Source organism: Acinetobacter courvalinii (assembly GCF_014635545.1).
Taxonomy (GTDB): domain Bacteria; phylum Pseudomonadota; class Gammaproteobacteria; order Pseudomonadales; family Moraxellaceae; genus Acinetobacter; species Acinetobacter courvalinii.
Map to the genome: position 1 here is coordinate 106,148 of NZ_BMDA01000005.1, position 26,825 is coordinate 132,972.

At 45.2% G+C, this 26,825-nt stretch carries 27 protein-coding genes and 1 pseudogene; 18 read left to right on the top strand and 10 right to left on the bottom strand.

Annotation, left to right across the window (positions count from 1 at the left end):
• Positions 1-2: 2 nt before the first annotated feature.
• The 5 genes from IEV39_RS15535 to IEV39_RS15555 all read right to left on the bottom strand — a co-directional run bounded on the left by IEV39_RS15535 (position 3) and on the right by IEV39_RS15555 (position 6,956).
• Positions 3-947: a DnaJ C-terminal domain-containing protein gene (locus IEV39_RS15535; protein ID WP_005280814.1), complete on the bottom strand. Its 945-nt coding sequence runs from the start codon at positions 945-947 to the stop codon at positions 3-5.
• Positions 948-1,087: 140 nt separating this feature from the next.
• Entirely contained in the window at positions 1,088-1,699 is a 612-nt protein-coding gene (locus IEV39_RS15540; protein WP_005280811.1) for a LysE family translocator, read from the bottom strand.
• Between the two features lie 118 nt (positions 1,700-1,817).
• A complete protein-coding gene (hslO, locus tag IEV39_RS15545) occupies positions 1,818-2,693 on the bottom strand; it encodes an Hsp33 family molecular chaperone HslO (protein WP_005280808.1) in 876 nt (291 codons plus the stop codon).
• Positions 2,694-2,810: 117 nt separating this feature from the next.
• Entirely contained in the window at positions 2,811-4,628 is a 1,818-nt protein-coding gene (locus IEV39_RS15550) for a cation:proton antiporter domain-containing protein (RefSeq protein ID WP_005280805.1), read from the bottom strand.
• 102 nt (positions 4,629-4,730) lie between these two features.
• Entirely contained in the window at positions 4,731-6,956 is a 2,226-nt protein-coding gene (locus tag IEV39_RS15555; protein ID WP_227554530.1) for a primosomal protein N', read from the bottom strand.
• A 213-nt stretch (positions 6,957-7,169) separates the two neighbouring features.
• Here IEV39_RS15555 and gspF point away from each other — a divergent pair, with 213 nt between their 5' ends.
• The 3 genes from gspF (at position 7,170) to IEV39_RS15570 (ending at position 9,558) form a co-directional block, all read left to right on the top strand.
• Positions 7,170-8,375, top strand: a complete 1,206-nt coding sequence (gene gspF, locus IEV39_RS15560) for a type II secretion system inner membrane protein GspF (RefSeq protein ID WP_005280799.1) — start codon at positions 7,170-7,172, stop codon at positions 8,373-8,375.
• A complete protein-coding gene (gspG, locus tag IEV39_RS15565; RefSeq protein WP_005280796.1) occupies positions 8,375-8,953 on the top strand; it encodes a type II secretion system major pseudopilin GspG in 579 nt (192 codons plus the stop codon). Before gspF ends, gspG begins: the two co-directional genes overlap by 1 nt.
• A gap of 260 nt (positions 8,954-9,213) precedes the next feature.
• On the top strand, positions 9,214-9,558 hold the full coding sequence (locus tag IEV39_RS15570) for a hypothetical protein (RefSeq protein WP_005280793.1): 345 nt from the start codon (positions 9,214-9,216) through the stop codon (positions 9,556-9,558).
• Between the two features lie 71 nt (positions 9,559-9,629).
• Here the strand turns inward: IEV39_RS15570 and IEV39_RS18585 are convergent.
• A pseudogene (locus tag IEV39_RS18585) lies at positions 9,630-9,844 on the bottom strand (DUF2798 domain-containing protein).
• A 284-nt stretch (positions 9,845-10,128) separates the two neighbouring features.
• On the opposite strand from IEV39_RS18585, the gene IEV39_RS15575 reads away from it, so the two are divergent.
• Positions 10,129-10,467 (top strand): tRNA-binding protein, encoded by a 339-nt coding sequence (locus IEV39_RS15575; RefSeq protein WP_005226516.1) that lies wholly within the window; start codon positions 10,129-10,131, stop codon positions 10,465-10,467.
• Position 10,468: 1 nt separating this feature from the next.
• Here IEV39_RS15575 and lnt read toward each other — a convergent pair whose 3' ends face one another.
• Positions 10,469-12,028, bottom strand: coding sequence for an apolipoprotein N-acyltransferase (gene lnt / locus IEV39_RS15580; RefSeq protein WP_005280790.1), 1,560 nt, complete (start codon positions 12,026-12,028; stop codon positions 10,469-10,471).
• On the bottom strand, positions 12,025-12,864 hold the full coding sequence (locus tag IEV39_RS15585; protein WP_004774169.1) for a CorC family transporter: 840 nt from the start codon (positions 12,862-12,864) through the stop codon (positions 12,025-12,027). Before IEV39_RS15585 ends, lnt begins: the two co-directional genes overlap by 4 nt.
• A 175-nt stretch (positions 12,865-13,039) precedes the next feature.
• Here IEV39_RS15585 and tusA point away from each other — a divergent pair, with 175 nt between their 5' ends.
• Positions 13,040-13,297 (top strand): sulfurtransferase TusA, encoded by a 258-nt coding sequence (gene tusA, locus IEV39_RS15590; protein WP_005226520.1) that lies wholly within the window; start codon positions 13,040-13,042, stop codon positions 13,295-13,297.
• Positions 13,298-13,453: 156 nt separating this feature from the next.
• Here tusA and IEV39_RS15595 read toward each other — a convergent pair whose 3' ends face one another.
• Entirely contained in the window at positions 13,454-15,166 is a 1,713-nt protein-coding gene (locus tag IEV39_RS15595) for an electron transfer flavoprotein-ubiquinone oxidoreductase (RefSeq protein WP_005280786.1), read from the bottom strand.
• Positions 15,167-15,353: 187 nt separating this feature from the next.
• Between IEV39_RS15595 and IEV39_RS15600 the strand changes: the two genes are divergently transcribed.
• The 11 genes from IEV39_RS15600 (at position 15,354) to IEV39_RS15650 (ending at position 24,377) form a co-directional block, all read left to right on the top strand.
• Positions 15,354-15,977: a DUF1285 domain-containing protein gene (locus IEV39_RS15600; RefSeq protein ID WP_005280781.1), complete on the top strand. Its 624-nt coding sequence runs from the start codon at positions 15,354-15,356 to the stop codon at positions 15,975-15,977.
• Between the two features lie 44 nt (positions 15,978-16,021).
• A complete protein-coding gene (gene murI / locus IEV39_RS15605; protein ID WP_005280779.1) occupies positions 16,022-16,909 on the top strand; it encodes a glutamate racemase in 888 nt (295 codons plus the stop codon).
• A gap of 94 nt (positions 16,910-17,003) precedes the next feature.
• Positions 17,004-18,032 (top strand): DUF4062 domain-containing protein, encoded by a 1,029-nt coding sequence (locus tag IEV39_RS15610; protein WP_005280776.1) that lies wholly within the window; start codon positions 17,004-17,006, stop codon positions 18,030-18,032.
• Positions 18,033-18,102: 70 nt separating this feature from the next.
• Complete coding sequence (gene hemH, locus IEV39_RS15615; RefSeq protein ID WP_005280772.1) at positions 18,103-19,119, top strand: ferrochelatase; 1,017 nt, start codon at positions 18,103-18,105, stop codon at positions 19,117-19,119.
• Positions 19,120-19,148: 29 nt separating this feature from the next.
• On the top strand, positions 19,149-19,793 hold the full coding sequence (locus tag IEV39_RS15620) for an MBL fold metallo-hydrolase (protein ID WP_005280769.1): 645 nt from the start codon (positions 19,149-19,151) through the stop codon (positions 19,791-19,793).
• Between the two features lie 262 nt (positions 19,794-20,055).
• A complete protein-coding gene (pqqA, locus tag IEV39_RS15625) occupies positions 20,056-20,130 on the top strand; it encodes a pyrroloquinoline quinone precursor peptide PqqA (protein ID WP_009514286.1) in 75 nt (24 codons plus the stop codon).
• Between the two features lie 73 nt (positions 20,131-20,203).
• A complete protein-coding gene (gene pqqB / locus IEV39_RS15630; protein WP_005280764.1) occupies positions 20,204-21,115 on the top strand; it encodes a pyrroloquinoline quinone biosynthesis protein PqqB in 912 nt (303 codons plus the stop codon).
• 8 nt (positions 21,116-21,123) lie between these two features.
• Positions 21,124-21,882, top strand: coding sequence for a pyrroloquinoline-quinone synthase PqqC (pqqC, locus tag IEV39_RS15635; protein WP_005280761.1), 759 nt, complete (start codon positions 21,124-21,126; stop codon positions 21,880-21,882).
• A complete protein-coding gene (gene pqqD, locus IEV39_RS15640) occupies positions 21,875-22,159 on the top strand; it encodes a pyrroloquinoline quinone biosynthesis peptide chaperone PqqD (protein ID WP_005280757.1) in 285 nt (94 codons plus the stop codon). The genes pqqC and pqqD overlap by 8 nt, the downstream gene beginning before the upstream one ends.
• Positions 22,156-23,319: a pyrroloquinoline quinone biosynthesis protein PqqE gene (gene pqqE / locus IEV39_RS15645; protein WP_005280753.1), complete on the top strand. Its 1,164-nt coding sequence runs from the start codon at positions 22,156-22,158 to the stop codon at positions 23,317-23,319. Before pqqD ends, pqqE begins: the two co-directional genes overlap by 4 nt.
• On the top strand, positions 23,316-24,377 hold the full coding sequence (locus tag IEV39_RS15650) for a dipeptidase (protein ID WP_005280750.1): 1,062 nt from the start codon (positions 23,316-23,318) through the stop codon (positions 24,375-24,377). Before pqqE ends, IEV39_RS15650 begins: the two co-directional genes overlap by 4 nt.
• 18 nt (positions 24,378-24,395) lie before the next feature.
• Here the strand turns inward: IEV39_RS15650 and IEV39_RS15655 are convergent, their stop codons facing one another.
• The gene (locus IEV39_RS15655) at positions 24,396-24,587 is read right to left on the bottom strand and encodes a DNA gyrase inhibitor YacG (protein ID WP_005226540.1); all 192 of its coding nucleotides are present in this window, start codon (positions 24,585-24,587) and stop codon (positions 24,396-24,398) included.
• A gap of 356 nt (positions 24,588-24,943) precedes the next feature.
• Between IEV39_RS15655 and IEV39_RS15660 the strand changes: the two genes are divergently transcribed.
• Together IEV39_RS15660 and IEV39_RS15665 are read left to right on the top strand one after the other, a co-directional pair.
• Complete coding sequence (locus IEV39_RS15660) at positions 24,944-25,588, top strand: class I SAM-dependent methyltransferase (protein WP_005280748.1); 645 nt, start codon at positions 24,944-24,946, stop codon at positions 25,586-25,588.
• Positions 25,581-26,771: a TIGR03862 family flavoprotein gene (locus tag IEV39_RS15665; protein WP_005280745.1), complete on the top strand. Its 1,191-nt coding sequence runs from the start codon at positions 25,581-25,583 to the stop codon at positions 26,769-26,771. Before IEV39_RS15660 ends, IEV39_RS15665 begins: the two co-directional genes overlap by 8 nt.
• Positions 26,772-26,825 lie beyond the last annotated feature (54 nt).

Consider the following 26,825-nt stretch of genomic DNA (forward strand, 5'->3'; position numbering starts at 1 on the left):
CCTTATGAGGCACGAGGTTTGAATGCAGCAAAGGCTTCGGCAAATTGTTGATAAGCCTGTTGCTCTTGCTCACTGTGCGCTGGCGGTAAAACAATATTGATAATCAGGTATAGATGTCCCGCAGTCTTGTTGGGAATGCCTTTCTCTTTTAAACGTAATTGCTGCCCGTTCTTTGCGTTTTTCGGCAAGTTGACCTTGAGTTGTCCCGCAGGGGTATTGACCTCGATACCTTGTCCCAAACCCGCTTCCCAAGGACTGACGTCAATGGTTTGATAGACGTCAGCGCCTTCGACCCGAATCCGGTCAGTCTCCTTATACTGAATTTCGATATAAAGATCGCCATTTGCACCGCCATTGATACCACTCTGGCCTTGACCATTGAGACGGATTTGCTGACCTTCCTTCATGCCTTTTGGAATTTTAACTTCCAAGGTTTTACGTTGTACTTCAGGTTCACCATAGACATTATAAGTCGGAATTTGTAGCGTGATTTGCTGGGTTGATCCGTGATAGGCAATCTCTAAATCGACCTGAATACTGGCATGTTGATCTTCGCCACGATAGCTACGCTGTTGGCGTTGAGAGCGTTGTTGCCCGCCGCCAAAGCCTGAGCCGAAACGACCAAACAGGTCTTCAAAGCCACTAAAATCTGCCCCTTCTCCTGAACTCTGGCGATAGAACTGCGCACCATCGAAACCGCTTTGGTTAGCTTGACCAAAGTTGGAAAAACCTTGTGGATGATCCAGCATCTGATCATATTCGGCTTTTTTGCTGCTATCGCTTAAGGTGTCATAGGCGACATTAATCGCCTGCATTTTGGCTTCCGCATCGGCTTCTTTACTAATGTCAGGATGATATTTACGCGCCAGTTTTCGATAGGCTTTTTTGATTTCATCTGCTGAGGCATCTCTGGAAACACCTAGCTCTTCATAATAATTTTTTGCCATGATCTTTAAATATAATAATGTTGTGTTTCTTTCATTATGAAACGAATCCAAGAGATTTCAATGGATTCGATTGTATAAGACTTGTTCTGTTTGAATCAGAAAAGAGCGTGTAAATAATTTTATTTGGCTTGGTTGAACGTCTAGATAAAGGTTTCGATCAGACCATACAGTGCAATCAAGACCAGCAAGGCACCGCATAAGCCGAGGATTTTTGGATAAACACTGCTTTGTGATAAGCGACGGAAGAACAGATACACCAAAGATAAGGTCAGGAAATCCAGAATAATCCAGGTCACCGTCAACAGACTGAGACTAAAATTGATATTGGGTGAAATTGAAATAAACTGCGGGAAAAATGCCGAAAAGAAAATAATATCTTTGGGATTGGAGATGCCGACCAGAAAGCCTTTGTTAAAACCGCCATTTTGTGCCGATACGGTTTGAATCGCAGTAGGATGCGGCGCCTGAATGACTTCTTTAATAATGCTATAACCGAGATAGGCAATATAAAGGCAACCTAGTACCCGAATGGCTTTCAGGTAGTTTTCATCAATAATCAGAAAGCCTTTGAGAATAAGCACTGAGATAAAAATCAGGATTAAAGAGGCAAAGTTGGTTCCAAAGATGGTCTGTAAAGCTTTTTTATAACCGCCTTTGAGTCCGGCACTGGCCACCAGAATCATGACAGGCCCCGGCGTGGCGATCAGTACCACCACACTCACAATAAACAGTACATATTCGAAGTAATTCATAGCGTAATCATAAGGTCGGTATTATAAGGAGATTTGAACATTGTTTTATCGGGTAGACCTTAATACAAAATAAAAAAAGACGGAAGCCCGTCTTTTTTTATTTTCAACATTGAATGAATTAACTTAAATGTTCACCAAATAAAGCCAAGGCTTCTTCTGCCGTAAATTCATAGCGTGTATTACAGAATTGGCAATCCATCTGGATCGGATTTTGTGCTTCTAAAGTTTCATGCACTGCATCTACACCAATCTGAATCAGGGCATTGGCACAGCGCTCTTTTGAACAGGTACAACCAAACTTTAACTGCTCAACTTCAGGCAAACGCACTTCTTCTTCGTTATACAAACGATAGAGGATTTCATTGGCTGACAGGTCGGTCAGTTCTTCCGGTTTCAAGGTTTCAGTGAGCATGGTCAGACGAGGCCATAGGTCTTCGTCGACCAGTTTTTGCTCTTCTTCATCATTCCGAGGAAGCAACTGAATCAATAAGCCACCTGAACGTTTGCTGTTGGTCGCCAAGACAATATGCGTCGGAATCTGCGCCGATAAATCGTAATATTGGGTCAAACAGCCAGCCAAGGTCGGTTGATCAAGCGGTACGATCCCTTGATAGCGTTCGCCGTGTTCAGGTTCAATATTAATGAACAGAACCGGATTGGTTAAGGCTGCCAGTACCGTACGGCTATCATGGCCTTCGACAAATCTTGGATCTTCTTCATAATCAGCCAAGGCACGGACTTCACCCAAATGGTTACATTCAGCCATGGCCCATTTAAAGGTACCGCTTGCCTGAATCTGTAAGCTAATACGACCACGGATTTTCAGTGTGCTGGCAAGTAATGCAGTCGCACTTAACATTTCGCCCAACAGGCTTTGTACTGCAGGCATATATTCGCGTTGCGCCAAAATGGTTTGTAATGCTTCTTCCAGATGCACCACTTCACCGCGAACAGGGCAGTCCTCAATAAAAAAGCGTTGGCGTAAATCAGACATATTTTTCTCCAGTATCCCGCACAGGGAAAACAAAGCAATGCGCTGCTTTGAAAAGCACTGAGGGCTTTATAAAAAGGTGCATGTATGCAGTCAATAATGGTGTCAGTTTGCTAAAACTCAAGATGTTTCATTGAGTGAATTTGCATCACTTTGTGTGTTTTGATCACTGCGCGTGCGATCTGGCTGCAAAGTTTTTGTGTTTTCAAATAAATACTCAAGTTCTGCAATTGCACTCGGATAATATTCAATAACCTCTTGCTGTTCCTGTACCCAATGTTGCTGGATCAGCAGCAGCTCATCCTGTTGCTTAAAACGCTCTATCTGCATTTGTGCATCAAGATTTGACAGCCCCGTTTCAAGCAACGCCTGCTGGGCCATCTCCAGTGAAGCGGCATAAGTTTCACGCCAGATATATTGAATGCCTAAAGCATTGAGCAAATGCGCATGATGACGGTCGCGTGCCCGCACAAACAGGGTTAGGTCCGGATGATTCAAGCGCAGATAACGTGCCAGATTCATACTGTCTTCAACATCATCAATGGCGAGGATCAGGAGTTTGCAATATTCGATTCCGGCAGCACGTAAGTTCTCAACCTGGGTCACATCGGCATCAAAAAACCGATGTCCATATTGTTCAATAAAATCAGCATCCGGCTGGTTGCTGTCAATCACGCTAAAGTGTTTGCCCTGTGCATGTAAAGCGCGAGCAATCACTTGTCCAAAGCGTCCAAAACCGACAATCAGAATCGGATGTTGCGGCACATCTTCAGGTGCAACAGGTACTTTTTTCTGCAATCGTGGCAAAATTTCTGTATCAAACAGCCAGTACAGCAGCGGCGTCAATAACATCGAGCCGAAGACGATGAGCAAGGCAGGCTGTAATAAGGCCTTGCCAAGTAAATTTTCACTTTCTGCCAGTTTGAGCAAGATAAAGCTCAGTTCACCACTTTGTGCCAAGGTGATGGCAAACAGGGTACTGAGTCGGGCATGACGTTGTTGATAATAACGGATGGCTGCAATCACACCGGACTTGATCAGGATCAGCCCAAAGATTGAACCCAAGATCAGTAAAGGGGTTTGCATTAAGGCCTCTAATGAAAGGCCTAAACCCATCGCCAGAAAAAACAACCCGATGGCCGCATCTTTAAAAGGTGCAAGAATACGTTCAACTTCAGCTTTAAATTCGGTTTCTGCCAGTAATAAGCCTGCCAAAAATGCACCAATCAAGACATGAATATTTAAAACATCCATAATCAGAATGACCGAAACAATAATCAGGGCACTCAGCACAGGGATGAGTTGAATACTGTTTTTTTGTGCTAAAAAGCGGAAGGCTGGACGCACCAGATAGCGACTGGCGAGAAACAGACCTGAAATCGTGGCAATGATTGCTGCAAAATAAGCAATCCCGTGTCTTGTCGATGCAGTATCTTCCAGCAAAGGAAACAGCGCAATCAGAATCACGGTAATAAAAACCTGAAATTGCAGTGTGGCCAAACAGGCTTGTCCCAACGGGTTATGCAGTTGCTGTTTGTTCTGTAGCAGTTGCTGCACTAAAGTCACTGCGGAGAGTGCCAGTGCAAAGCCAAGAATGAGACTGCTCTGCAACTGGTGAAACAGCAGGAAAGCTGCACCAGCTAAAAGCGGGATGGTGACTGCAAGTTGTAGTCCCGTACTTTTAAGGATAGTTTTACGTTCCAGCCACAGTTGTACAGGTCGAAAGCTTAGACCTAGAAACAGCATGACCGCCATCATGCCTAGATTGAGCAGTGACTGGATCAGTTGAGGATCTTCAATCAGCCCAGAAACATGTGTACCGAGTACAAGCCCTGCGATGAGATAACCTAAAACTGTTGTGCCCAGGTAGCGCTTGGCCAAGGGTACAAAAATTAAAGTCGCAGCCAGTAAAAAAATAATGGGGAGCAGTAAGGACATCGAATGCCTCAATTTTTCTATTCTGTTTAGACGAACCCAAATGAGTAAAGCTTAAAAAGACCAATCCGTGATGGGGCTTTGATAAGGTGCGCCTAAACTAGCTTAACTAAACTCTTGTGGATCAACATCAATGGAAAGCCTGAGTTGATGCTGTCGTGGTAAATGTACCACTTGTTGCCACCATTGACGCAAATAAAAGTGCAGTTTTGCCCGATCGGTAGATAAAATCACCATGTGCGCACGATAACGGCCTGCTTTACGCTCCATAGGAGCAGGGATTGGCCCCCAGATATCAACCAGATCACCCGCCATGCTCCTGAGTTGCTGGGCAATCTCGGCCAGAAAGTGTTGGCTATAGTCGCGATCTTTCGATTCCACCCGAACCAGTACCGTATAACGATAAGGCGGCAGCATGGCAATTTTGCGATCAGCCAGCATTTGTTTGGCGACGGTACGATAATCATGCTCAATCAGCGTGGTTAGCATTGGATGGTCAGGACGTAAACTTTGTAAATAGACACTGCCTTTATGCTCACCACGTCCAGCACGTCCGGCCACCTGCACAATCAATTGAGCTGTCCGTTCAGGCGCACGCGGATCAGCACTGAGCAGGCCTGCATCAATATCAAGAATCGCAACCAGCGTCACATGCGGGAAATGATGGCCTTTCGCCAGCATTTGCGTGCCCAGCAAGATACTCGGCTTGTTTTGCTGGATCCGGTCATAAATTTTCTGCCAGCTACCGACCCGGCTGGTACTGTCGCGGTCAACCCGTATCACTTCATTGTGCGGGAACAATTCCTGTAAATGTTCCTCAAGCTTCGCCGTTCCTGCCCCAATGGTTTTCAAACTCTGTTTCTGGCATGCCGGACAATGGTCTGGCAGGCGGTTGATGGTTCCGCAATGATGACAATGCAAATAGTGGTAAGGCTGTGAATGCAGGGTAAAGTGTGCATCACAATGTGGACAGTTGGCTTGCCAGCCGCAGCTTTCACACATCAGGATCGGCGCATAACCGCGTCGGTTTAAAAAGATCAGGACTTGTTCTTTGCGCTCTAAGGTCTGCTTGATTTGCTGAATCAAGGTCTGGCTGAGGCCATGCTGCTTTTTTGCAATCTTTAAATCCACCACATGCATTTTCGGTAAAACCGCCACGCCTGCACGTTGATTCAGTTCAAGCAGTTCCAGCTTTCCAGATTCAACCAGATGATAGCTATCGATACTTGGCGTTGCAGAGCCAAGTATCACCGGACAGTTCTGCAAATGTCCGCGATATAAGGCGACATCACGGGTATGGTAACGGAAGCCTTCTTGCTGTTTATACGAGAGGTCATGTTCTTCATCCAGGATGATCAGCCCCAGATTGGGCAATGGAGTATAAATTGCAGAGCGTGTCCCAATAATGATCGAGGCTTTGCCGGTTTGTGCATGTTGCCATGCCTGTAGCCGTTTTGAGTCATTCAGCCCTGAATGCAGTAAGGCAATATCACAATGAAAGCGTGACTTAAACCGTGAAACGGTTTGCGGGGTGAGGCCAATTTCCGGTACCAGCACCAGTACTTGTTTCCCTTGTTTTAATACCTCATGCATCACTTGCAGATAAACTTCAGTTTTGCCGCTGCCCGTCAAACCATCGAGTAAAAAAGCCTGATAATGATGCTGTGCCTTGAGAATATGTTGAATGGCTTTTTTCTGGTCTTCATTCGGTGTTAAGGGAACTTGAGCCAGTTGCACCGGTGTTGGGGTAAAATCATGCGGCTCCAGACAGCACTCAACCAGGCCTTTCTTTTCCAGTGCTTTCAGGGTCGAGGTTTCCACCCCGCTCAGGTTTAAGACATTTTCAGTGGTGCCATACGGATGCAGTTTTAATACCTGATAGGCGTCATATTGTTTTTGCGAACGTTTTAATAATGAGGCTGGGTCATCATGGGGTATGATTTTCCATAGATGAAACAGGATATCTAAGGCACGACCTTGTCTGAGTAAAGTGGGTAAGGCACTTTGCATGACCTCGCCAATCGGAAATTGATAATATTGGGCGGACCATGTCAACAAAGTTAAAACTTGTTGGTCTAAAATCGCGTCCTGATCGAGTAATTCCGTGATGGCTTTAAGTTTGAACTGACCGGTAAATACTTCGTCCGGATTGACTTTTTCAGTGATGATCCCGACCAGGTTTTGCCGCCCAAATGAAATCGCAACACGCGCGCCAACCTGTGCCTGAGCGTATTGCGCTGCGCTCACCGTATAATCAAAGGTGTCATACAGATACACCGGTATGGCAACGCGAATACGGTAAACAACAGTGCTAGAATTTTGGGTCGGCATATCGGCTTCATTCATATAAAGTGTATGTTGATATTTTCAGCCTTTTAAGTTGTATGATCGCTTAAAACAACTTAAATAAGGCATGACGGCATCTCATAGAATTATGCTAAAGTGCTATGCGTTATATCGATGAATTTCATGTGGAACCACATTCCTCAGGCCATACACGGATGCACTTAACAACGACTATTTTGGGACAATTAGAACAGAACCATGCCTGCTTATCAATTTACTGCGCTTGATGCCTCTGGAAAGCAACAAAAAGGTGTGCTGGAAGGGGATTCCGCACGCCAGATTCGCCAACAGTTGCGCGATAAAGCCTGGACCCCGATCGCGGTCGATGCAGTCGAGCAAAAAGACAAACAGCAACAGCGTTCGTGGTTTAAAAAAAGCTTTAGTGCCTATGATCTGGCATTGATGACACGTCAACTCTCGGTATTGGTGGCGGCTGGGATTCCGCTGGAAGAAGCCCTGCGTGCCGTCAGTAAACAAAGTGAAAAAGCGCATGTCCGAAATCTATTGATTGCGGTACGTTCCAAAGTTCTGGAAGGGCATTCACTGGCAAAAGCGATGCAGCAGTCAGGACGCTTTCCCGAACTATATATTGCAACAGTGGCGGCAGGCGAACGTTCAGGTCATCTGGATCTGATTCTGGATCAGTTATCGGACTACACTGAAAACCGTTTTGCCATGCAGAAGAAAGTTCAGGGTGCGATGATTTATCCGATTGTACTGATGTTAATGTCTTTCGGCATTGTGATGGGCTTGATGACCTATGTGGTGCCTGAAATCGTCAAGACCTTTGAACAAAGTAAAGAAGCTTTGCCTTGGATTACGGTTGCCTTGATGAAGGCCAGTGCCTTTATCCGGCATACCTGGATCGGCATGCTCATTCTTGCCGTCGTATTCATTATTTTATTTACCCGGTTTTTAAGAACGACGGCAGGACATTATGCATTTGACCGATTAACGCTCAGATTGCCACTATTTGGTAAACTTTCGCGTGGTATAAATGCAGCACGTTTTGCCAGTACCTTATCCATTTTGACCCGCTCAGGTGTACCTTTGGTGGAAGCCTTACGTATTGGCGCCGAAGTCAGTAATAACTGGGTCATTCGTGATGCCATTGAAGTGGCGATGGAGCGTGTAACAGAAGGGGGGAATTTGGCAACACAACTGGAACGTTGCGGTTATTTCCCGCCGATGATGGTACAAATGATCCGAAGTGGAGAAGCTTCTGGTGAACTGGATCGTATGTTGGATCGTGCATCGACCATGCAGGACCGTGAGGTGACCACCTTTATTTCTACGTTACTAGCCTTGCTTGAACCCTTGATGCTGATTTTTATGGCAGCAATTGTATTGGTGATTGTGATTGCGGTAATGTTGCCAATTATTAATATGAACAATATGATCTGATGAGTGACATGAAAGAGATGAATATGAATAATTCAATGAATAAGCACAATGTTGAACAAAGCTTGAATCCTTGCACTCAAAGCATAGCTTCTGGTCTTGCGGAATCGTGTGACTCAGAGCATAGCTCTTCGTCTTGCGCTCGGACAAAGTTCCACTTTGTTAACCCTCGCTCAGGATTTACCCTCATTGAGGTGATGGTGGTTATTGTAATTTTAGGTGTTCTCGCTGCACTGATCGTTCCGAACGTGATGGGGCGTGGTGAAAAGGCTAAAGTGGATACCACCAGCATTACCTTAAAGGGTGTTGCGGGTGCACTGGATCAATATAAGTTAGATAATGGCCGTTACCCATCCATGCAAGATGGTGGTTTAGATGCATTGGTAAACCAGCCAGCCACAGCGAAAAACTGGTTACCCGGTGGTTATGTGAAAGGTGGTTATCCAAAAGACAGCTGGGAAAATGATTTACAGTATGTGATTCCAGGCCGTGAAGGTCGTCCATTTGATTTATATTCGTTTGGTGCGGATGGTAAAGAAGGTGGTGAAGGCAACGATGCCGATATTTATTATCAGCCTTAATCGTTAGATAAAAATATCACTTCACTTTTGAGTTATTAAATCGAGAGTGAAGTGATAATGTTTCTTAATTCGTAATTAATCTATAAGTTGTTGAAAAATAAAAATAGAATAAAATATTGAATATGTGAGAGTTATAATAAGAATTATTCCCATATTTAATAGTTACAAGAAAAAGAAATTATGCAGAAAAATAGACTGTTTCTTTAGATCAAAGCTTTGCATAATAAATCAGACCTTTGAACAGAAGTGTGAGAAATCAGATGAAAGCATTTTTTATGTTGGATGAACTGAATCAGTTTCATTGGGCAATGCTTAAATCTGTATTGCTCATTTTAGCGTTATTGCCGATGAGTGAAGGTGCATTGACCTTATGGCAAGTCACTGAGGGCAGTAGCCAGATTATGATTGGTTTCTTTGCATTAAGCATGTTCAGTGCGTGGTTAGTGCTGTGCTTTTTAAGTGCTTTAAAAACTACGCTCTGGCATCGGGCTGACCTGATTTCTAAATATGAGCAATTTTTATTTAAGGCTTATCGTTATATTCCGATGCTATTTTTATCCAGTCTAGTGGCCTATTTAAGCCTACAATTCTCAATTAGCTTTTAAATCATTTAAAACTGAAGCGTTAAAAACGTAGATTTAAAATCTACGTTTTTTATTGTCTGAGCTTAGCCAGCCTAAACAAACAAAAAGCTAATTTTGCGTAGGATAGGCAAGACCAGCAGTAGAACAAGAAAAGCAATTAGCCAGAAAATTCCCCAGACAGAAAACCAGATATCAGCGAAAATTATTCTAATCCCATGCGACGTATCATACTCATGCACGACACCATCAAGGCAATGATGATCGACAGGTACAAAGCTAAAACAACTACGGCATACTGATTTGGAATCTGTTAAAAACCAAAAGAAAACTTTTTGAAATTTGGTATTTTTTACTTCCTAAAGCGACCAACGCCAATGCCTGATCAAAAGATGAAATATCCTGATTAAATAGTTCCAGGTATTGTTGAAGAGATGTTGGTGCATTAATTGACCTAAACCTATACGGCTTTATAAAGCGCATAATTCATTAAACAGGCAGGGTTAGAATGAGGAGTAAAAAATAAGCATCTTTATTTAAAAATAGAGATCCTCTATATTCCCTAGGACTTGGAAAACCGCAGAGAATAACTAGATGCAACAAATTGAATGGAATGATTTTACTAAAGTTGAATTACGTGTCGGTCGGATTATACAGGCTGAGGTATTTAAACAGGCGCGTAAACCCGCCTATATCTTGCAGGTCGATTTTGGTGAGGAATTAGGCATCCGAAAATCCAGTGCACAAATTACCAAACTTTATCAGCCTGAAGACTTGATCGGAAAACTGGTGGTGGCTGTGGTGAACTTTCCGAAGAAACAGATTGGTCCGATTCAATCAGAATGTCTGGTCACAGGTTTTCATAATGCGGAAGGAGAGGTGGCGCTTTGCGTCCCAGAGTTTGAGGTTCCTCTGGGCACAAAGTTATTGTGATTTATCGACGAGATTTAAACGAAATATCGACTTTACGTGGACGGTAAATCCAGCCAATGATCAATAACAGCACTGAGAAAATCAGGATTGGATAATCACTTAAGCGGTTATACAAGGTTTGTCCCTGCATGGCAGGCAGTTCACCTCGAAGCACAGCTTCCTCATCCATTGGCGCCTGTTTTACAATATGACCATTCTGGTCGATAAATGCTGTCACACCGGTATTGGTGGCACGAATAAACCAGCGGCCATTTTCCTTGGCGCGCATTTGTACCATTTGCAAATGTTGCCAAGGTCCAGCAGTGCCTGTAAACCAGGCATCATTGGATACCGTGATGAGAAAGTCACTATCCGATGCATTACGGCGGGTCAGGTTGGGATAAGCCACCTCATAGCAAATGGCGGCTGCCAGTGCATGGCCTTTAACGGCTAAGGGCTTCTGATTGGCTTCACCACGAGTAAAACCGCTCATGCTGACATCGTTCTGCATTGCAGGCAGAACCCATTTCAGCATGCCAGATAGTGGAATATATTCGCCAAATGGTACCAGACGCTGCTTTTTATACAGACCATGCGAATCGCTGCCTGAGGCCATAATACTGTTGTAATACAACGGCTCACCGACCTGCTGTGACTTGGCCATATCCCAATAGGGAATGCCGGTCACCCAGGCGCTGCCTGTTTTTTTGGCTTGAGCAGCCATCGCATCCAGAAATTCCGGAATATCGGTCTGAAACATTGGAATGGAGGATTCCGGCCAGACAATCAGGTCACGGCCCCATTCAGCGCGGGTCAGGTTGGCATAAATTTCTAACGTCTTGATCTGGTATTCAGTCAACCATTTCAGGTCTTGGGGAATATTGCCCTGAATTAAAGACACACTCAGGGGCTTGGCGGCTTTGGGTTGGACGAACTGAATCAATCCAGCACCCCATGCACCTAAAACTAGAACTGCGGAAGGCACCGCCCAAAACCAGCGACGATTTAAAATCTCCACTAGGGCACAGGCCAGTACAATCACCACGAAAGAAACTGCATACACACCAAACAGTGGTGCATAACCATCTAATAGACGTTCAGTAAAGGCATAACCAGCGAATAACCACGGGAAACCAGTGAACACCCAGGTCTTGGCCCACTCAAACAGCACCCATAGGGGTGCAAATGTAAGCGGTGTCTCGGGGAAAAAACGACGATACAGCCAGGTTTGAAATGCCGTAAACAAGCCCATTGCCGCCGCCATAAAGGCAATCATCAACACGCTTAAAAAGGCATTGGTATCGCCATAGGTATGGATGGAGGTATAGAGCCAGAACGCACCGACAAACCATAAACCAAAGCCATAGGCCCAACCGAGCGCAAAGGCCTGACGGGGGCTACGCTGACGTAATACGGCATACAGTAATGCAGGCGATAAAATTGCCAGCCACCAGAAATAGTAAGGGGCGAGCGCCAAACTAAAGATTGCACCCGAAATGAGTGCAATCAACAGTGGAAAAATAAAAGGGAGCTGTTTTTGTGGTTGAGACGAATTTAACAGCTTCTCAAAATAGGTTCTCATTGACGGACAGCTCGAATCAGATGAATAGTGCGTGCATCTGCTTCAATAATGGTAAATTGCCAATCGCCAAGTTCAATGGTTTGACCTTGTAAATCGCTCACTAAACCAATTTCTTGCAGCAGTAAACCGCCCATAGTTTCAACTTCATCGTCAGAAAAATCTGCATTTAAAATAGTGTTGAAATGTTCGATTGGTGTAAGTGCCTGCACAATCCACGTATTTGCTGTGGTTGGGTCATTATCTGGAACGATATATAACGCTTCTTCATCAGCAATATCATGTTCATCTTCGATTTCGCCGACAATCTCTTCAAGAATATCTTCAAGGGTGACGAGACCAGAGGTTGAGCCATATTCATCAATTACGATGGCAATATGGGTTTGCGTATTTTTCAACATACGCAGCACCTGATCTGAACGTGCACTCTCAGGTACAAATACAGGTTGGCGCATCAGTGAACGAATATCAACTTTGACATTACGCTCAGTTAAAAAAGGTAACAGGTCTTTCGCTAACAGGATGCCCACTACATTATCACTTTGATCCGCTGAGAATACCGGGAAGCGCGAATGTGCAGAGTCGATCAGTACATGCAGAATATCAAGTAATTGATCGTCTTCCTGCAAGCTGATGATCGCTGTACGCGGTGTCATGACTTCTCGAATCTTTGTTGCTGGCAGGTCAAGAACACCCTCAAGCATGGCAACAGTATCTGGCTCTAAAAAGCGACGTGAGTCTTGAACTAACTTGAGTAATTCATCGCGGGTTTCAGGTGCGGTACCTAACCATTTTCTTAAGCCACGCATACCCCACGACGGACTGGATTCCTCGACCATGATCTTTCCTAAAGACTCTCTATATCAACTAGTTGATTTTCATCATACCGAAGATAAAGCGGATATGCATCAACAATACTATGTAAAAAACGTACAGTTTTCCAAAACAAGCCGGATGATTTTTATATGAACAGTTTATGCTAAAATGTGAAAATTCGAATATTTGAGTTTTATGATGTCTGAACAACCAAAACTTCCCGCTGTTCAAATCAATACGCGAGGTTTACGTTGCCCTGAACCTGTGATGATGTTGCATCAAGCCATTCGCAAAGCCAAGTCAGGTGATGTGGTTGAAGTGCTTGCCACAGACCCGTCAACCTCATGGGATATTCCAAAATTCTGTATGCATCTTGGGCATGAGTTATTGCTCAAAGAAGAAAACCTGGATGAAAACAGCAATACTGAATACCGCTATCTGGTGCAGAAAGGTTAAGTTTTATTTTTGTCTTTTAAATTGCATGGCATATAAAAAAAATCCGAGTCTAAACTCGGATTTTTTGTTTTTGAATTACATATTTGGATATGAGAAGCGACTAAAGCTTCGCAAGGTGAGACCCACCAAGACAGCGTCTTAGTGGGTCGCAAGGAATTACATATTTGGATAGTTCGGACCACCGCCGCCTTCCGGCGTTACCCAAGTAATGTTCTGTGATGGGTCTTTAATATCACAGGTCTTACAATGAACACAGTTGGCTGCATTGATCTGGAAGCGTTTAGAACCGTCATCATTTTCCATGATTTCATAAACACCCGCAGGGCAGTAGCGTTGCGCTGGTTCATCCCATTTTGGTAGGTTAACGTTCACTGGAATTGAAGGATCAGTCAATTTCAAATGAGCTGGCTGATTTTCTTCATGTACCGTATTGGATACGAAAACTGAAGATAAACGGTCAAAGGTAAGCTTGCCATCCGGTTTTGGATAGTTTGGCTTAAATGTTGATGCATCTACCGTTTTCAGTGCAGCAAAGTCTTGTTTAAGATCATGCAAGGTGAATGGCACTTTAAGGATGTTTTGATCGATAAAGTTAAACGCGCCACCAATCCACTGACCAAACTTGTGCATGGCAGGGCCAAAGTTGCGTGAGTTATATAACTCTTCTTTTAACCAAGAATTGTTATATTTATCGGTATAAGAGGTGAGCTCTTTGTCGAAATGATCGTCGCCTTCAAGCACACGTGCAATCGCCAGATCGCCACCTTTGGCAACACCCGCAGCAATTGCTTCGAATACTGCTTCACCGCACAACATACCTGACTTCATTGCAGTGTGTGAGCCTTTGATTTTTGAGAAGTTCAAGAAACCGGCATCATCACCAATCAAGCAACCGCCTGGGAAAGTGAGTTTAGGCAATGCATTAAAGCCACCTTTTACAACAGCACGTGCACCGTAAGAGATACGTTTGCCACCTTCAAGGAATTGCTTGATGGTTGGGTGGGTTTTCCAGCGTTGCATTTCCATGAATGGATACATGTGCGGATTTTCATAGGATAAGTCCACGATCATGCCCAGAGTGACCTGGTTGTTTTCAGCGTGGTATAACCACCAGCCACCCGATGAACCGGTTTCAGACAATGGCCAGCCGGCACCGTGCATAACCAAGCCTGGCTTATGTTTAGCCGGATCGATTTCCCAGAGTTCTTTGATCCCGATACCGTAGTGTTGCGGATCAGCATCTTTATCAAGGTTATATTTTGCAATCAGGCGTTTACCGAGGTGACCACGGCAGCCTTCAGCGAATAAGGTGTATTTGGCATGAAGTTCATAGCCAGGTGTGAAATTATGTGTTGGCTCACCATTTTTGCCAATGCCCATATCACCTGTTTGAATGCCTTTTACGGTACCGTCTTCATGGTACAGAATCTCGGATGCAGCAAAGCCTGGGAAAATTGAAACTTCCAGCTCTTCTGCTTTCTGGCCTAACCAGCGCACGACATTACCGAGGGAAATCACATAGTTTCCTTCGTTGTGCATTGATTTTGGAACCATCCAATACGGCATTTTTTGTGCTTTGGTATCAGACAATAAGAAGTAGGTTTCATCACCCGTTACAGGAACATTGAGTGGCGCACCTTCTTCTTTCCAGTTTGGAAATAGTTCATTGATAGCACGTGGTTCAAGTACAGCACCTGAAAGGATATGCGCACCAACTTCGGAGCCTTTTTCAACAACACATACAGAAAGGTCAGGTAGGTTGTTTTCAATCGCTAATTGACGAATTTTAATCGCAGCAGATAAACCAGCAGGTCCTGCGCCTACGATCACTACGTCAAACTCCATCGCTTCACGTTCGATGTGTTCCATGTAGGACTCCTCATATTTTTAAGGGTGGCAACCGTAATATTGCGATTCGGCGCTGCCATGAGTGTTCTTAATTGCCAAACACAAATGATACTATTGTGCTTGCAAACGTTTGGGATAGTATAGTTTTAAACCTTGATCTCGCCAATTGGCTGAGCGGTCATATTTTCTCGTCAGCAAGGCATAAACTATGATAAATGAAAATGATTCTCCACAAAACTCTTTAGAAAATCAGGGAAAAGTCATGTTTTCTGATGATAAAAACTTAATGAACATTGCACAATACTTAAATGATGTACAGCAAAGTCACAAAAGGTCAATTCCGCCTTTAGAGCAGTGGCATCCAAAGCATTGTGGCAAAATGGATTTACGCATAAAAGCCAATGGAGAATGGTGGCACGAAGGTCAATTGATCAAACGTCAGGCTCTGCTGGATCTGTTCAGTAGGGTATTGTGGAAAGAAGACGGCAAATTCTACCTCAAAACCCCGGTGGAACAGATTGAAATCGAAGTTGAAGACGAACCATTACTGATCAATCAGGTGGATCAGGTCGAAATTGAAGGCAAGACCTACCTGCAATTGATAACACCTAATCAGGACGTGATGATCGTGGATGAGCAGCATCCGATTTTTATGCGTGAATATGCAGGGGAGTTACGGCCGTATGTGCATGTGCGTTTTGGCATGAATGCCTTGATCCAGCGGCAGAGTTTTTATCATCTCGTCAACTATGGGACTTTGTCTGAAAATGCACAGGGCGAAACGGTTTTAACGCTAAAAAGTGGTGATTTAGTCTTGCATTTGAGCCCCTGAGGTTTAAGCTTAAACGAGTAAATAAACCAGTGTCCATGTGCAATATGACAGCCGTTCAATCCATGCCTCTTTTACTTGATCCTATGCCACATGCATCTGCTGATGCACCCATTGGGGTTTTTGACTCAGGTATTGGCGGATTATCGGTTGCACAGGAGATTGCAAGACATTTGCCCAATGAACGTATTCTGTACTATGCCGATACGGCGCATGTGCCCTATGGCGCACGTTCAGATCAGGAAATCCGTCAACTGACAGCTCAGGCAATCGAATGGCTCTACCGTCAGGGCTGTAAAATTGCCGTGGTGGCATGCAATACTGCCTCTGCTTTTAGTCTGGATTATTTACGTGATCACTATGGAGAGCGGTTTCCGATCGTGGGACTGGTGCCTGCATTGAAGCCCGCCGTCATTCAAACACAATCCAAAGTGGTGGCTGTGCTGGCGACACCTGCAACCTTCCGTGGACAGCTAATTAAAGATGTGATGGCAAACTTTGCCCAGCCTGCGGGCGTCAAAGTGTTGACCGTGACCAGTCTGGAACTGGTGCCATTTGTTGAGGCTGGACAGCAGATGAGTCCGGCTTGTCTCGACGTACTACAACAAATTTTGCAACCTGTAGTGGAACAGGGGGCTGACTTTCTGGTCTTGGGCTGTACTCATTATCCTTTCCTGAAAGATGCGATTCGTCAGGTTTTTGCTGAAAAATTAAAATTAATTGATTCTGGACAAGCAGTTGCGCGACAAACTGCCTATCTTTTAATTAAAAATGGGTTATTATGTGACAAATTGCGTCATAACATTACCCGTATTCAATGTTATGTCAGTGGTAACAATGCGCGAGAACTAGAACCTGTTCTTCAGCACCTTATACCAGAACAATTAACATGGAAGATTCAAAATCTGGCCGAGATTGAGATAGGAAATCACTAAATCGAGCCATATTGATATATTTATTGGGGTTAGTTGTTAATAAAAATCAAGATAGATACTTGATATTATTGATCAATGAATTGGGGCCTGACCTATGCAAGATACTCGTTATCAAGTCTTTATTTCTACCTCTGGCAATGAAATGCAGCCAGAGCGAGCGGTTCTGGCACAAACATTAGTTGGAATGGGATTTCTGTCATGGGGGCTGGAACAACGCACCCCGCTCAGTACCTCGATTGCCCGTCGGCAAATTGACGATTGTGATTATGTGGTGATTTTGCTGGGGAGCCAATATGGCGAGCAATCGGTTTCAGGTGTGGGCTATATGCATCTGGAATATATTTATGCCATGACCAAACAAAAGCCTGTGGTTGTATTTATGCATGAAGACCCCGAGTCGCGTGATGTTAAATTGCATGATCACAAGCCAGAACTGAAAGAAAAATTCAAAGAATTTAGAAAACAGCTCCAACACGAAGTGGATCAGGTGTTTTGTTATCGTACCTTAAGAGATCTGGAGCTGGCGGTACGTTCCAGTATGCCGCAGATGCTCGAACGTTACCCGGTGGTGGGTTGGGTACGTCCACAAAACACACAGGTACTGCGTGATGAAATTGACGCATTACGTGCCAAGGTGAAACAGCTGGAAACTGAACTGGGTAATCGTGAAGCGGACCCGCTGACCAATGTACCTAAAGTTTCCATGCATGAACTCTATTCATTTGAATACCGTATGCATGCCTATCAGGATGGTAACTTCAAGGAAGTCAAACCCCATCGCAAGATGACCTGGGCGCAATTGCTGAATGTGCTCGGCTCAGCCTTTGTGATTCCGACTCCGGAAGAATATTTTTCCAAGCGCATCAATGAATACCTGAATGAAACCGGTCTGGACGACGCACGTCAGGAAATGCCAAGGGCGCATGCCGTATCTCGTGCCCAAGTCAATATTCGTGCCTTGCATGAAATCAAATTACAAATGCGTCAAAATGAATGGATTATGCCAACAGGGCGAGATGATCGACAGCGCATGTTGTGGCAGCTCACTGCAAAAGGACAAAAACTACTGGAAAGTAATATGCTGGATAGCAATCGGGTTTTCCAATTTAAAACCATGCACTAATCCAATTTATAAAACGTGACTAAAACTGCTAAAGTAATTGTATGAACTCAATAAAAAGCGGATGCGGTCTATGTTAGCGACACAAAAACCAAAAGTGACTGTGATTCTGGCCAATTTAGGCACGCCCGATGCAGCCACTGTGCCAGCAGTACGACGTTTCCTGAAACAGTTTTTATCTGATAGCCGTGTGATTGAGATCCCCAAATTATTATGGTGGATCATTCTGCACCTCTTTGTTTTGACCTTCCGTCCAAAACGTGTGGCTGAAGCTTATGCTTCGGTCTGGTCCAATGATTCACCGATGCGTGAAATTGTGCTGGAACAAACCCTGCTGGTTAAACAGCGCCTGCAAGAAGAAAATCACCAGTTTGATCTGACGGTTGTTCCAGCCATGACCTATGGTCAGCCCGGTATCCATGATGTGCTGGCGCAACTGGCAAAGGACCCACAAGAACATGTGATTTTATTGCCGTTGTTCCCGCAATATTCAGCGACTTCGACAGCACCACTCTATGATGCCTTTGCCAGATGGATTCCACAGCAACGTCATTTACCTGGCCTGACCATGATCAAGGATTACTATCAACATCCTTTATTTATTCAGGCACTGGCAGATAGCGTGCTGCACTATCAGGGACAGCATGGCAAAGCTGAAAAACTATTGATGTCCTTTCACGGGATTCCTCAACCGTATGCCGATAAAGGTGATCCCTATGCTGACCGCTGCCGAATCACAGCACGTCTGGTGGCAGAAGCATTACATTTGAAAGAAGATGAATGGGCGATCAGCTTCCAGTCACGTTTCGGCAAGCAGGAATGGGTCAAGCCTTATACCGATCAGTTGTTACAGCAATGGGGTGAGCAAAAAGTCCAATCGGTACAGGTGATTAGTCCAGCCTTTTCAGCAGATTGTCTGGAAACCTTAGAAGAGCTGGCCATGCAGAACAAGGAAATTTTCCAGCATGCGGGTGGTGGCGACTATGCCTATATTCCAGCCTTGAATGCGGATCAGGCCCATATAGATTTGCTTGCCAGTCTGGTTCAGGCTAATCTTGATGCACTTACCCATACCTTAGCCCATCGTTAAATCGACGCTTTATTTCGCCAGAGGTTGCTATGCTCCAAGTCAAAATTGTCCCCGTTACTGCATTTGCCCAAAACTGCTCAATCTTGTGGGACAGTGAAAGTAAAGAAGCGGTTTTGATTGATGCAGGTGGCGATGCTGCGGTACTGAAAAAAGAAGTGGAAGCTTTGGATTTAAATGTGAAAGCGCTGTGGTTGACACACGGACATCTTGATCATGCTGGTGCAGTTGGCGAACTGGCTGAAACATGGCAGATTCCGGTGATTGGCCCGCATAAGGAAGACCAGTTCTGGCTCGACATGATTCAGGAGGTCTCGGCCCGTTATGGCTTTCCAATTCCACAGCCAGTCAAGGTCGATCAATGGTTGGAAGGCGGTGAAGTCTTAAAGCTGGGTGATGATGAGTTCGAGGTGCGTTTTGCTCCTGGGCATACCCCCGGTCATGTGATGTTCTATAACGCCAAACATGGATTGTTGTGGACAGGTGATGTGTTGTTTAAAGGCTCGATTGGCCGGACCGATTTCCCAAAAGGCAACCACCAGCAGTTGCTTGATTCGATCCAGCGCGAATGCTTTAGCTTGCCGGATGAGACCCAGTTTATTTCAGGTCATGGCCCCATCAGTACCATTGGCTATGAAAAGCAATACAATCCTTTTGTGGCCAGTAAAGCAGGCTAATCGGATGTTTTCGCTGGTGTATACAAGAGGGCTTGTACACCAGCCTTTATACCGGGTGTCATCATGACTGCCCCTTTGAAGTGCGTAAAAATAGAATGATCATTACCGAAATTTAGTCAAAACTCACAATTATCGAACAATATCGTGGGCTGGGTAGGTCTACAAAGCGATTATTTTTATTTAGAATCAAATGTGAAACGCTTTATTGATGTTGAATTAACTGTTTAATTTCACCTGATGAATACCAATTGGAGACGATTTCATGCAATGGACTAAACCTGCTTTTACCGATGTACGTATTGGTTTTGAAGTGACGATGTACTTTGAAGTACGTTAATCATTCAGATTCAAATTCAAGATGAGCCCTAGTTATGTCTAGGGCTTATCTTTTTCTAACAAGAAATTAACTTATGTATATTCATGTTCTAGGTTCAGCTGCGGGTGGGGGATTTCCGCAGTGGAATTGTAATTGTCCAAACTGTCATGGCGTACGTAACGGTACCATACAGGCCAAGGCGCGGACCCAATCCTCAATCGCGGTTTCCGAGAATGGCATCGATTGGGTACTGCTGAATGCCTCGCCCGATATCCGTCAGCAATTATTTGATTTCAAGGCGGCGCAGCCTGCGCGCAAGTTGCGTGATACTGGCATTCGTGATGTGATCCTGATGGACAGTCAGCTGGATCACACCACCGGACTGCTGACTCTACGTGAAGGCTGTCCAATCAAGGTCTGGTGTACCGAGATGGTCTATCAGGATCTGACCACAGGTTTCCCGGTATTTAATATGTTGAAGCACTGGAATGGCGGTCTGCAATATCAGCAAATCAATCCGAAACAGGCCTTTAAGATTGCAGGTTTTGAACATCTGGAGTTTATTCCGCTGGTGATTCAGAGTGCAGCACCGCCGTATTCTCCGCATCGTCACGATCCACATGACGGTGACAATATTGCGCTGATCATTCGCGACCATCAAACGCAAAAACAGTTGTTCTATGCACCGGGTCTCGGAAAGATTGATGAGCAGGTCATGCAGATCATGCGCGATTCAGATTGTGTCATGATTGATGGTACGCTGTGGACAGATGATGAAATGCAGCAGACGGGTGTCGGCAGCAAAACAGGACGTGAGATGGGACATTTATATATTAGTGGCGAGGGTGGTTCATTGTCTTATCTGAATCAGCTCAGCCGTCCTAAAAAAGTGCTGATTCATATCAACAATACCAACCCGATTTTAGATGAAAACTCGGCTCAATGTGCTGAACTCAAGGCTCACGGTGTGGAAGTGGCTTTTGATGGCATGCAGATTGAACTTTGAGGTGAATGATGATGTCCACTGATGTATTAAGTGTTGAACAGTTTAAGCAGGCCATTCTGGATAAAGGACAGTACTACCATATTTATCATCCTTTTCATGTGATGATGTATGAGGGTAAAGCGACCCAGCAGCAAATTCAGGCCTGGGTGGCCAACCGTTATTATTACCAAATCAATATTCCATTGAAAGATGCCGCGATCATGGCCAACTGTCCAGACCAGCGTGTGCGTCAGGAATGGATTCAGCGCATGCTGGATCAGGATGGTGAATATCCTGATGGTGGTGGACGCGAAGCATGGTTACGTTTGGCCGAAGCCGTTGGCCTGACCCGTGAACAGGTGATTTCAGAAGAACTGGTGCTGCCTGGTGTGCGTTTTGCCGTAGATGCCTATGTCAATTTTGCCCGTCGTGCCACATGGCGTGAAGCTGCCAGTAGTTCCCTGACCGAACTGTTTGCGCCACAGATTCACCAGTCCCGTCTTGACTCATGGCCACAGCATTATCCGTGGATCGATGATCAGGGCTATGACTATTTCCGTTCGCGCTTAAGTCAGGCACGTCGTGATGTGGAGCATGGTCTCAGTATTACGCTGGACTCGTTTACCACCTATGAACAGCAGCAGCGCATGCTGGAAATTCTGCAGTTCAAGCTGGATATTCTATGGAGTATTCTGGATGCACTGACTCTGGCCTATGTGCATCAGCAGGCGCCGTATCATACCGTGACCACACAACCAGTCTGGCATAAGGGGTTATTCCGTGAGTAATGCAGCATTTGATTTAAACCTGATTCCGACTTGGCGACAAGGCTACCGTTTTCAGTTTGAGCCTGCACAAAATGCCTTTGTGATTTTATATCCGGAAGGCATGATCAAGCTGAATGACAGTGCGGGAGCAATTGGACAGCACATCGACGGACAACAGAGTGTGGCTGCCATTGTGGGGCTGCTGAAACAGCAGTTTGGTGACATTGCAGAAATCGAGCAGGATGTGGTCGATTATATGCAGGTTGCACAGCAACAATACTGGATTGATTTGCGATGACCGCAGGCGTTGGTTTACCGCTCTGGCTTTTGGCGGAGTTGACCTACCGTTGTCCCTTGCAATGCCCGTATTGTTCGAATCCGCTGGATTATGCCCAGCATAAAAATGAACTGAGCACGCAACAATGGTGTGATGTGTTTGATCAGGCACGGCAAATGGGCGCGGTGCAACTGGGTTTTTCTGGCGGTGAACCGCTGGTGCGGCAAGATCTGGAACAACTGGTTGCGCATGCGCATCAGCAAGGTTTTTATACCAACTTAATCACCTCGGGTATGGGTCTGAACGAGCAACGTATTGCCCAACTTAAACAGGCTGGTCTGGATCATATCCAGATCAGTTTTCAGGCCAGTGATCCTGTGGTGAATGATGCCTTGGCCGGGTCAAAACATGCCTTTGAACAGAAATATGAGATGTGCCGTCTGGTCAAGCAATATGACTATCCGATGGTACTGAATTTCGTGATTCATCGACATAATATCGACCAGATTGAACAGATTATTGAGCTGTGTCTGGAGCTGAATGCCGATACGGTTGAACTGGCGATCTGTCAGTTTTATGGCTGGGCTTTTTTAAACCGTCAGGGCTTATTACCGACTCAGGAACAGTTGACCCGTGCCGAACAGGTAACCAATGCCTATCGAGAAAAGCTGCGCCAGCAGAATCATCCGTGTAAGTTGATCTTTGTGGTTCCTGATTATTATGAGGAGCGACCAAAAGCCTGCATGAATGGCTGGGGCAAGATTTTCTTTACCGTAACCCCTGATGGCACGGCATTGCCTTGTCATGCAGCACGCCAGCTCCCGCTCGTATTTCCCAATGTGCGTGACCAATCTTTATCGGAGATCTGGTACACATCCACGGGTTTTAACCATTTCCGTGGCGATGCATGGATGCCGGAAAGTTGCCGAAACTGCCCAGACAAACAGCGCGACTTTGGCGGCTGCCGTTGTCAGGCCTATATGCTCACCGGTGATGCGGCCAATGCCGATCCGGTGTGTGGTAAATCTGAGTATCACCATCTGATTGAACAGGCGCGTAGCGAGAGTGAGCAGGCTGCATCTCTTGAACAACTGGTATTTCGCAATAGTAAAAATTCAAAACGTTTGGCGCTTCAGCAAAAAATTCCTGTACAAAGCATTACGGGTGAATCTTCCTCATGACGCTTGGCCTGAATCATCACAATGTTGCAGTTTTCGATGGACATAATGATCTGCTGACACGTTTGTGGCTCAGCGATCAGGCGGACTCTGTACAGGCTTTTATCCATGAACAGTTGTCTGGGCAACTGGATTTAAAGCGCTGCCAGCAAGCTGGCTTTGCAGGTGGCATGTTTGCGATTTTTCTTCCGCCGTTTGCCTATGTAAAACAGCATCATCCCGCCAAATTATTTGATCACCATGCGGATGATTTTACCCAACCGCAAATTGAGCAGATTTGTCTGGCGCAACTCGAGCTGGCACAGCAGATGGTGCAAGCTTCCGAGCAGATTCGACTATGTACCTCGGTGCAACAGATACAAGATTGTCGGGCTCAAGGTCAACTGGCGGTAGTGCTGCATATGGAAGGGGCAGAAGCCCTACAGAATAATCCAGACTTACTCGATATTTTTTATCAGGCTGGCCTGCGGAGTGTCGGTCCTCTCTGGAACAGGGTCAGCCGATTTGGCCATGGCTTAAATGCGCGTTTCCCGCATTCGCCTGACACAGGTGCAGGCCTGACTCCTCAAGGCAAAGCGTTGGTTAAACGCTGTGCTGACAAGAAAATGCTGGTGGATGTATCGCATATGAACGAACGGGCATTTTGGGACACGGCAGAGATTTTGCAGCAACCCATTGTAGCCACCCATTCCAATGCACATGCTTTATGTCCCCAAGCGCGTAATCTCACTGATCCACAACTTCAGGCAATTGCTGAGACTGGGGGCATGGTCGGAGTCAATTTTGATGTGGCCTTTTTACGCGCTGACGGACAGCGCAATGCGGACACGCCACTTACACTCATTCTCGATCATCTGGAATATATGATGGATCGTCTTGGGGAAGACCATGTCGGTCTGGGTTCAGATTTTGATGGTGCCTTGATCAGTAGCGAACTGCAGGATGTGACGGGTTTGCCCCTGCTCATTGCCGCCATGCAACAGCGTCATTATTCTGCTGAGCTGATTGAGAAAATTTGCTGGAACAACTGGCTCAAGGTAATGTACCGAATCTGGACTTAGCGGCAAAGCAGAAGATGATTAATCTTCATAATCATCTTCATGGCGTTTGAGGTCTGCTTGCGGTGCATCTTGCGTTGGTAATTTATATTCATCACTGGCCCAGGCACCGAGATCAATCATCTTGCAACGTTCTGAGCAGAATGGACGAAATGCATTACCTTCCCAAGTGCTGGTTTCTCCACAACGCGGGCAGGGGAATGTACGTGGCATAGAAAATTCCTAAAACAAAGAGGGTTTGTTGACATTTCAACCATGCATTGCGTTATTAGCTAAAACGACATAAACAAGGCATGAAACGTAGACAATGGCGATTCCCTTGTCAAGTTTCATAACGAAGTTTAGGGAGGTTTTAGCCATAACCCTATGGGACAGGAGCATTTTTTGCTGCTACTGTGTTATGCCTTATTCATTTAGAATAGCTAAACTTCATAAGTCATGCCTTGTATCAGCTAAAAAATGCTCTCTGTCGCAAGCATTTGTGAAATGTTAACAAACCCTAAATAGATTAGGCAAAAGTAAGGTGACTTGTTAGACTTATGCCGATTTCTAGATAGTTTGATGAGATTATGTCGATTCGTCAATTTCAAGCACAACGTATGCAAGCCCCTCGTGATTTTAAGGCCATTCCTCACACACCAGTTTGCGTGGAAATCGGCGCAGGCAAAGGTAAACATGCCTTGTTATTTACGGGACAAAACCCGCAGACCACGTTGTATGCAATTGAGCGAACCAAAGAAAAATTTTTGGCGATGCAAAAGCAGCATCAACTGGAACCGCGGGATTATTTAAACCCGGTTCATGCCGATGCTTTGCCTTGGGTGGTGCACGCCTTGTTTCCGGCCCAGGTACAACAATTTTTTATTCTTTATCCAAATCCAGAACCGCATAATCCGGCGCAGCGCTGGCTCAATATGCCATTTTTCGAATTCCTGCTTTCACGCCTGCAACCGAATGGAATCATTACCTTAGCCAGTAATATTCCCGAATATATTGATGAAGCAGAGCAACAGCTGCTTGAAGTGTGGAAATTACCTTATGAAAAACAAAAAATTGCAGCGGACTCGGCCCGTACCCATTTTGAAATCAAATATCTGGAACGTGGCGAACTTTGCCAGCAATTGATCATTGGCAAGCCAGAAGGTTACGCAACCCGTTTTGATGATTTTGCACCGTTGCAAGGTCAAAATGCCCAAGAGAACCGCGATGCCTAAGCGGGTTGCCATTATTGGTGCAGGCCCAGCAGGTTTGATGGCTGCCGAGGTGCTGAGTCAGTATGATTATGAAATTGACGTGTTTGAGCAGAAACCTTCGGCAGCACGCAAGTTTCTAATGGCAGGTAAAACCGGATTAAATATCTCTCATGCTGAGCCTGTCGAGCAGTTTATCCAGCGTTATGATCAACCTGAATGGTTAGGTCCATGGGTCAGGCAATGCGATGCTCAATGGATTCAGAGCTGGATGCAAGGTCTGGGCATCGAGTCCTATGTCGGCAGCTCAGGACGTGTCTTTCCTGTAGAAATGAAAGCTGCACCGTTATTGCGTGCCTGGCTGAAACGTTTAATGGCTGATGGCGTGAAGTTTCACTATCGCCATCGTTGTGTGGATTTATCCAGTAATCAACTTACTCTGGAAAACCAGACGCAACGTTTTCATGCCACTTATGATGCGATTGTATTGGCCTGTGGTGCAGTGTCATGGTCGCAATTGGGCAGTGATGGTGCGTGGCAACAATGGCTCTCAAAAAATGAGATCGAGCCTTTTCAGACCAGTAATGCCGGTGTTTTGAAAACATGGTCGCCGTTTATGCAGGATTGCTTTGGTCAGCCATTAAAACGCGTCAACGCTTGGGTAACCCCTGATCAGCAAACCCATGGCGATATCATCATTACCCACTATGGTTTTGAGAGTGGTGTCATTTATAAACTGGGACGTGATCTCAGAGCACAGCTTGCCCAACAGCAGCATTTACAATTGCATCTGGACTTATTGCCCGATGTCAGTATTGATCAATTAGAAAAGAAGCTACAGGGCAATAAAAAGCAATCCTTGACCAATCTTTGGCGTAAAGCAGGATTGGACCATGTTAAAATTAATCTGTTGCGGGAAATCGTCGAAAAAAGCTTGTGGTCAGATGCCAGGCAAATGGCACAGCAGATCAAACAGCTCAGTATTCCTTTGGCAGGCTTTCGCCCGATTGAAGAGGCGATTAGCTGTGCAGGTGGGGTAAAGCAAGAGGTGTTATCTCCACAACTACAATTGCAATCTAACCCTTATGTATTTTGCTGTGGCGAAATGCTGGATTGGGATGCACCAACAGGGGGCTATTTGCTAACGGCTTGTTTTGCGACCGGAAGAGCAGCAGCAGCAGGGGTCAATGCATTGATCCGCGAGTAAAATAAGCGATATGACTTAAATAAAAACAAACTCAATCAAATTGTTAAGAGGGTA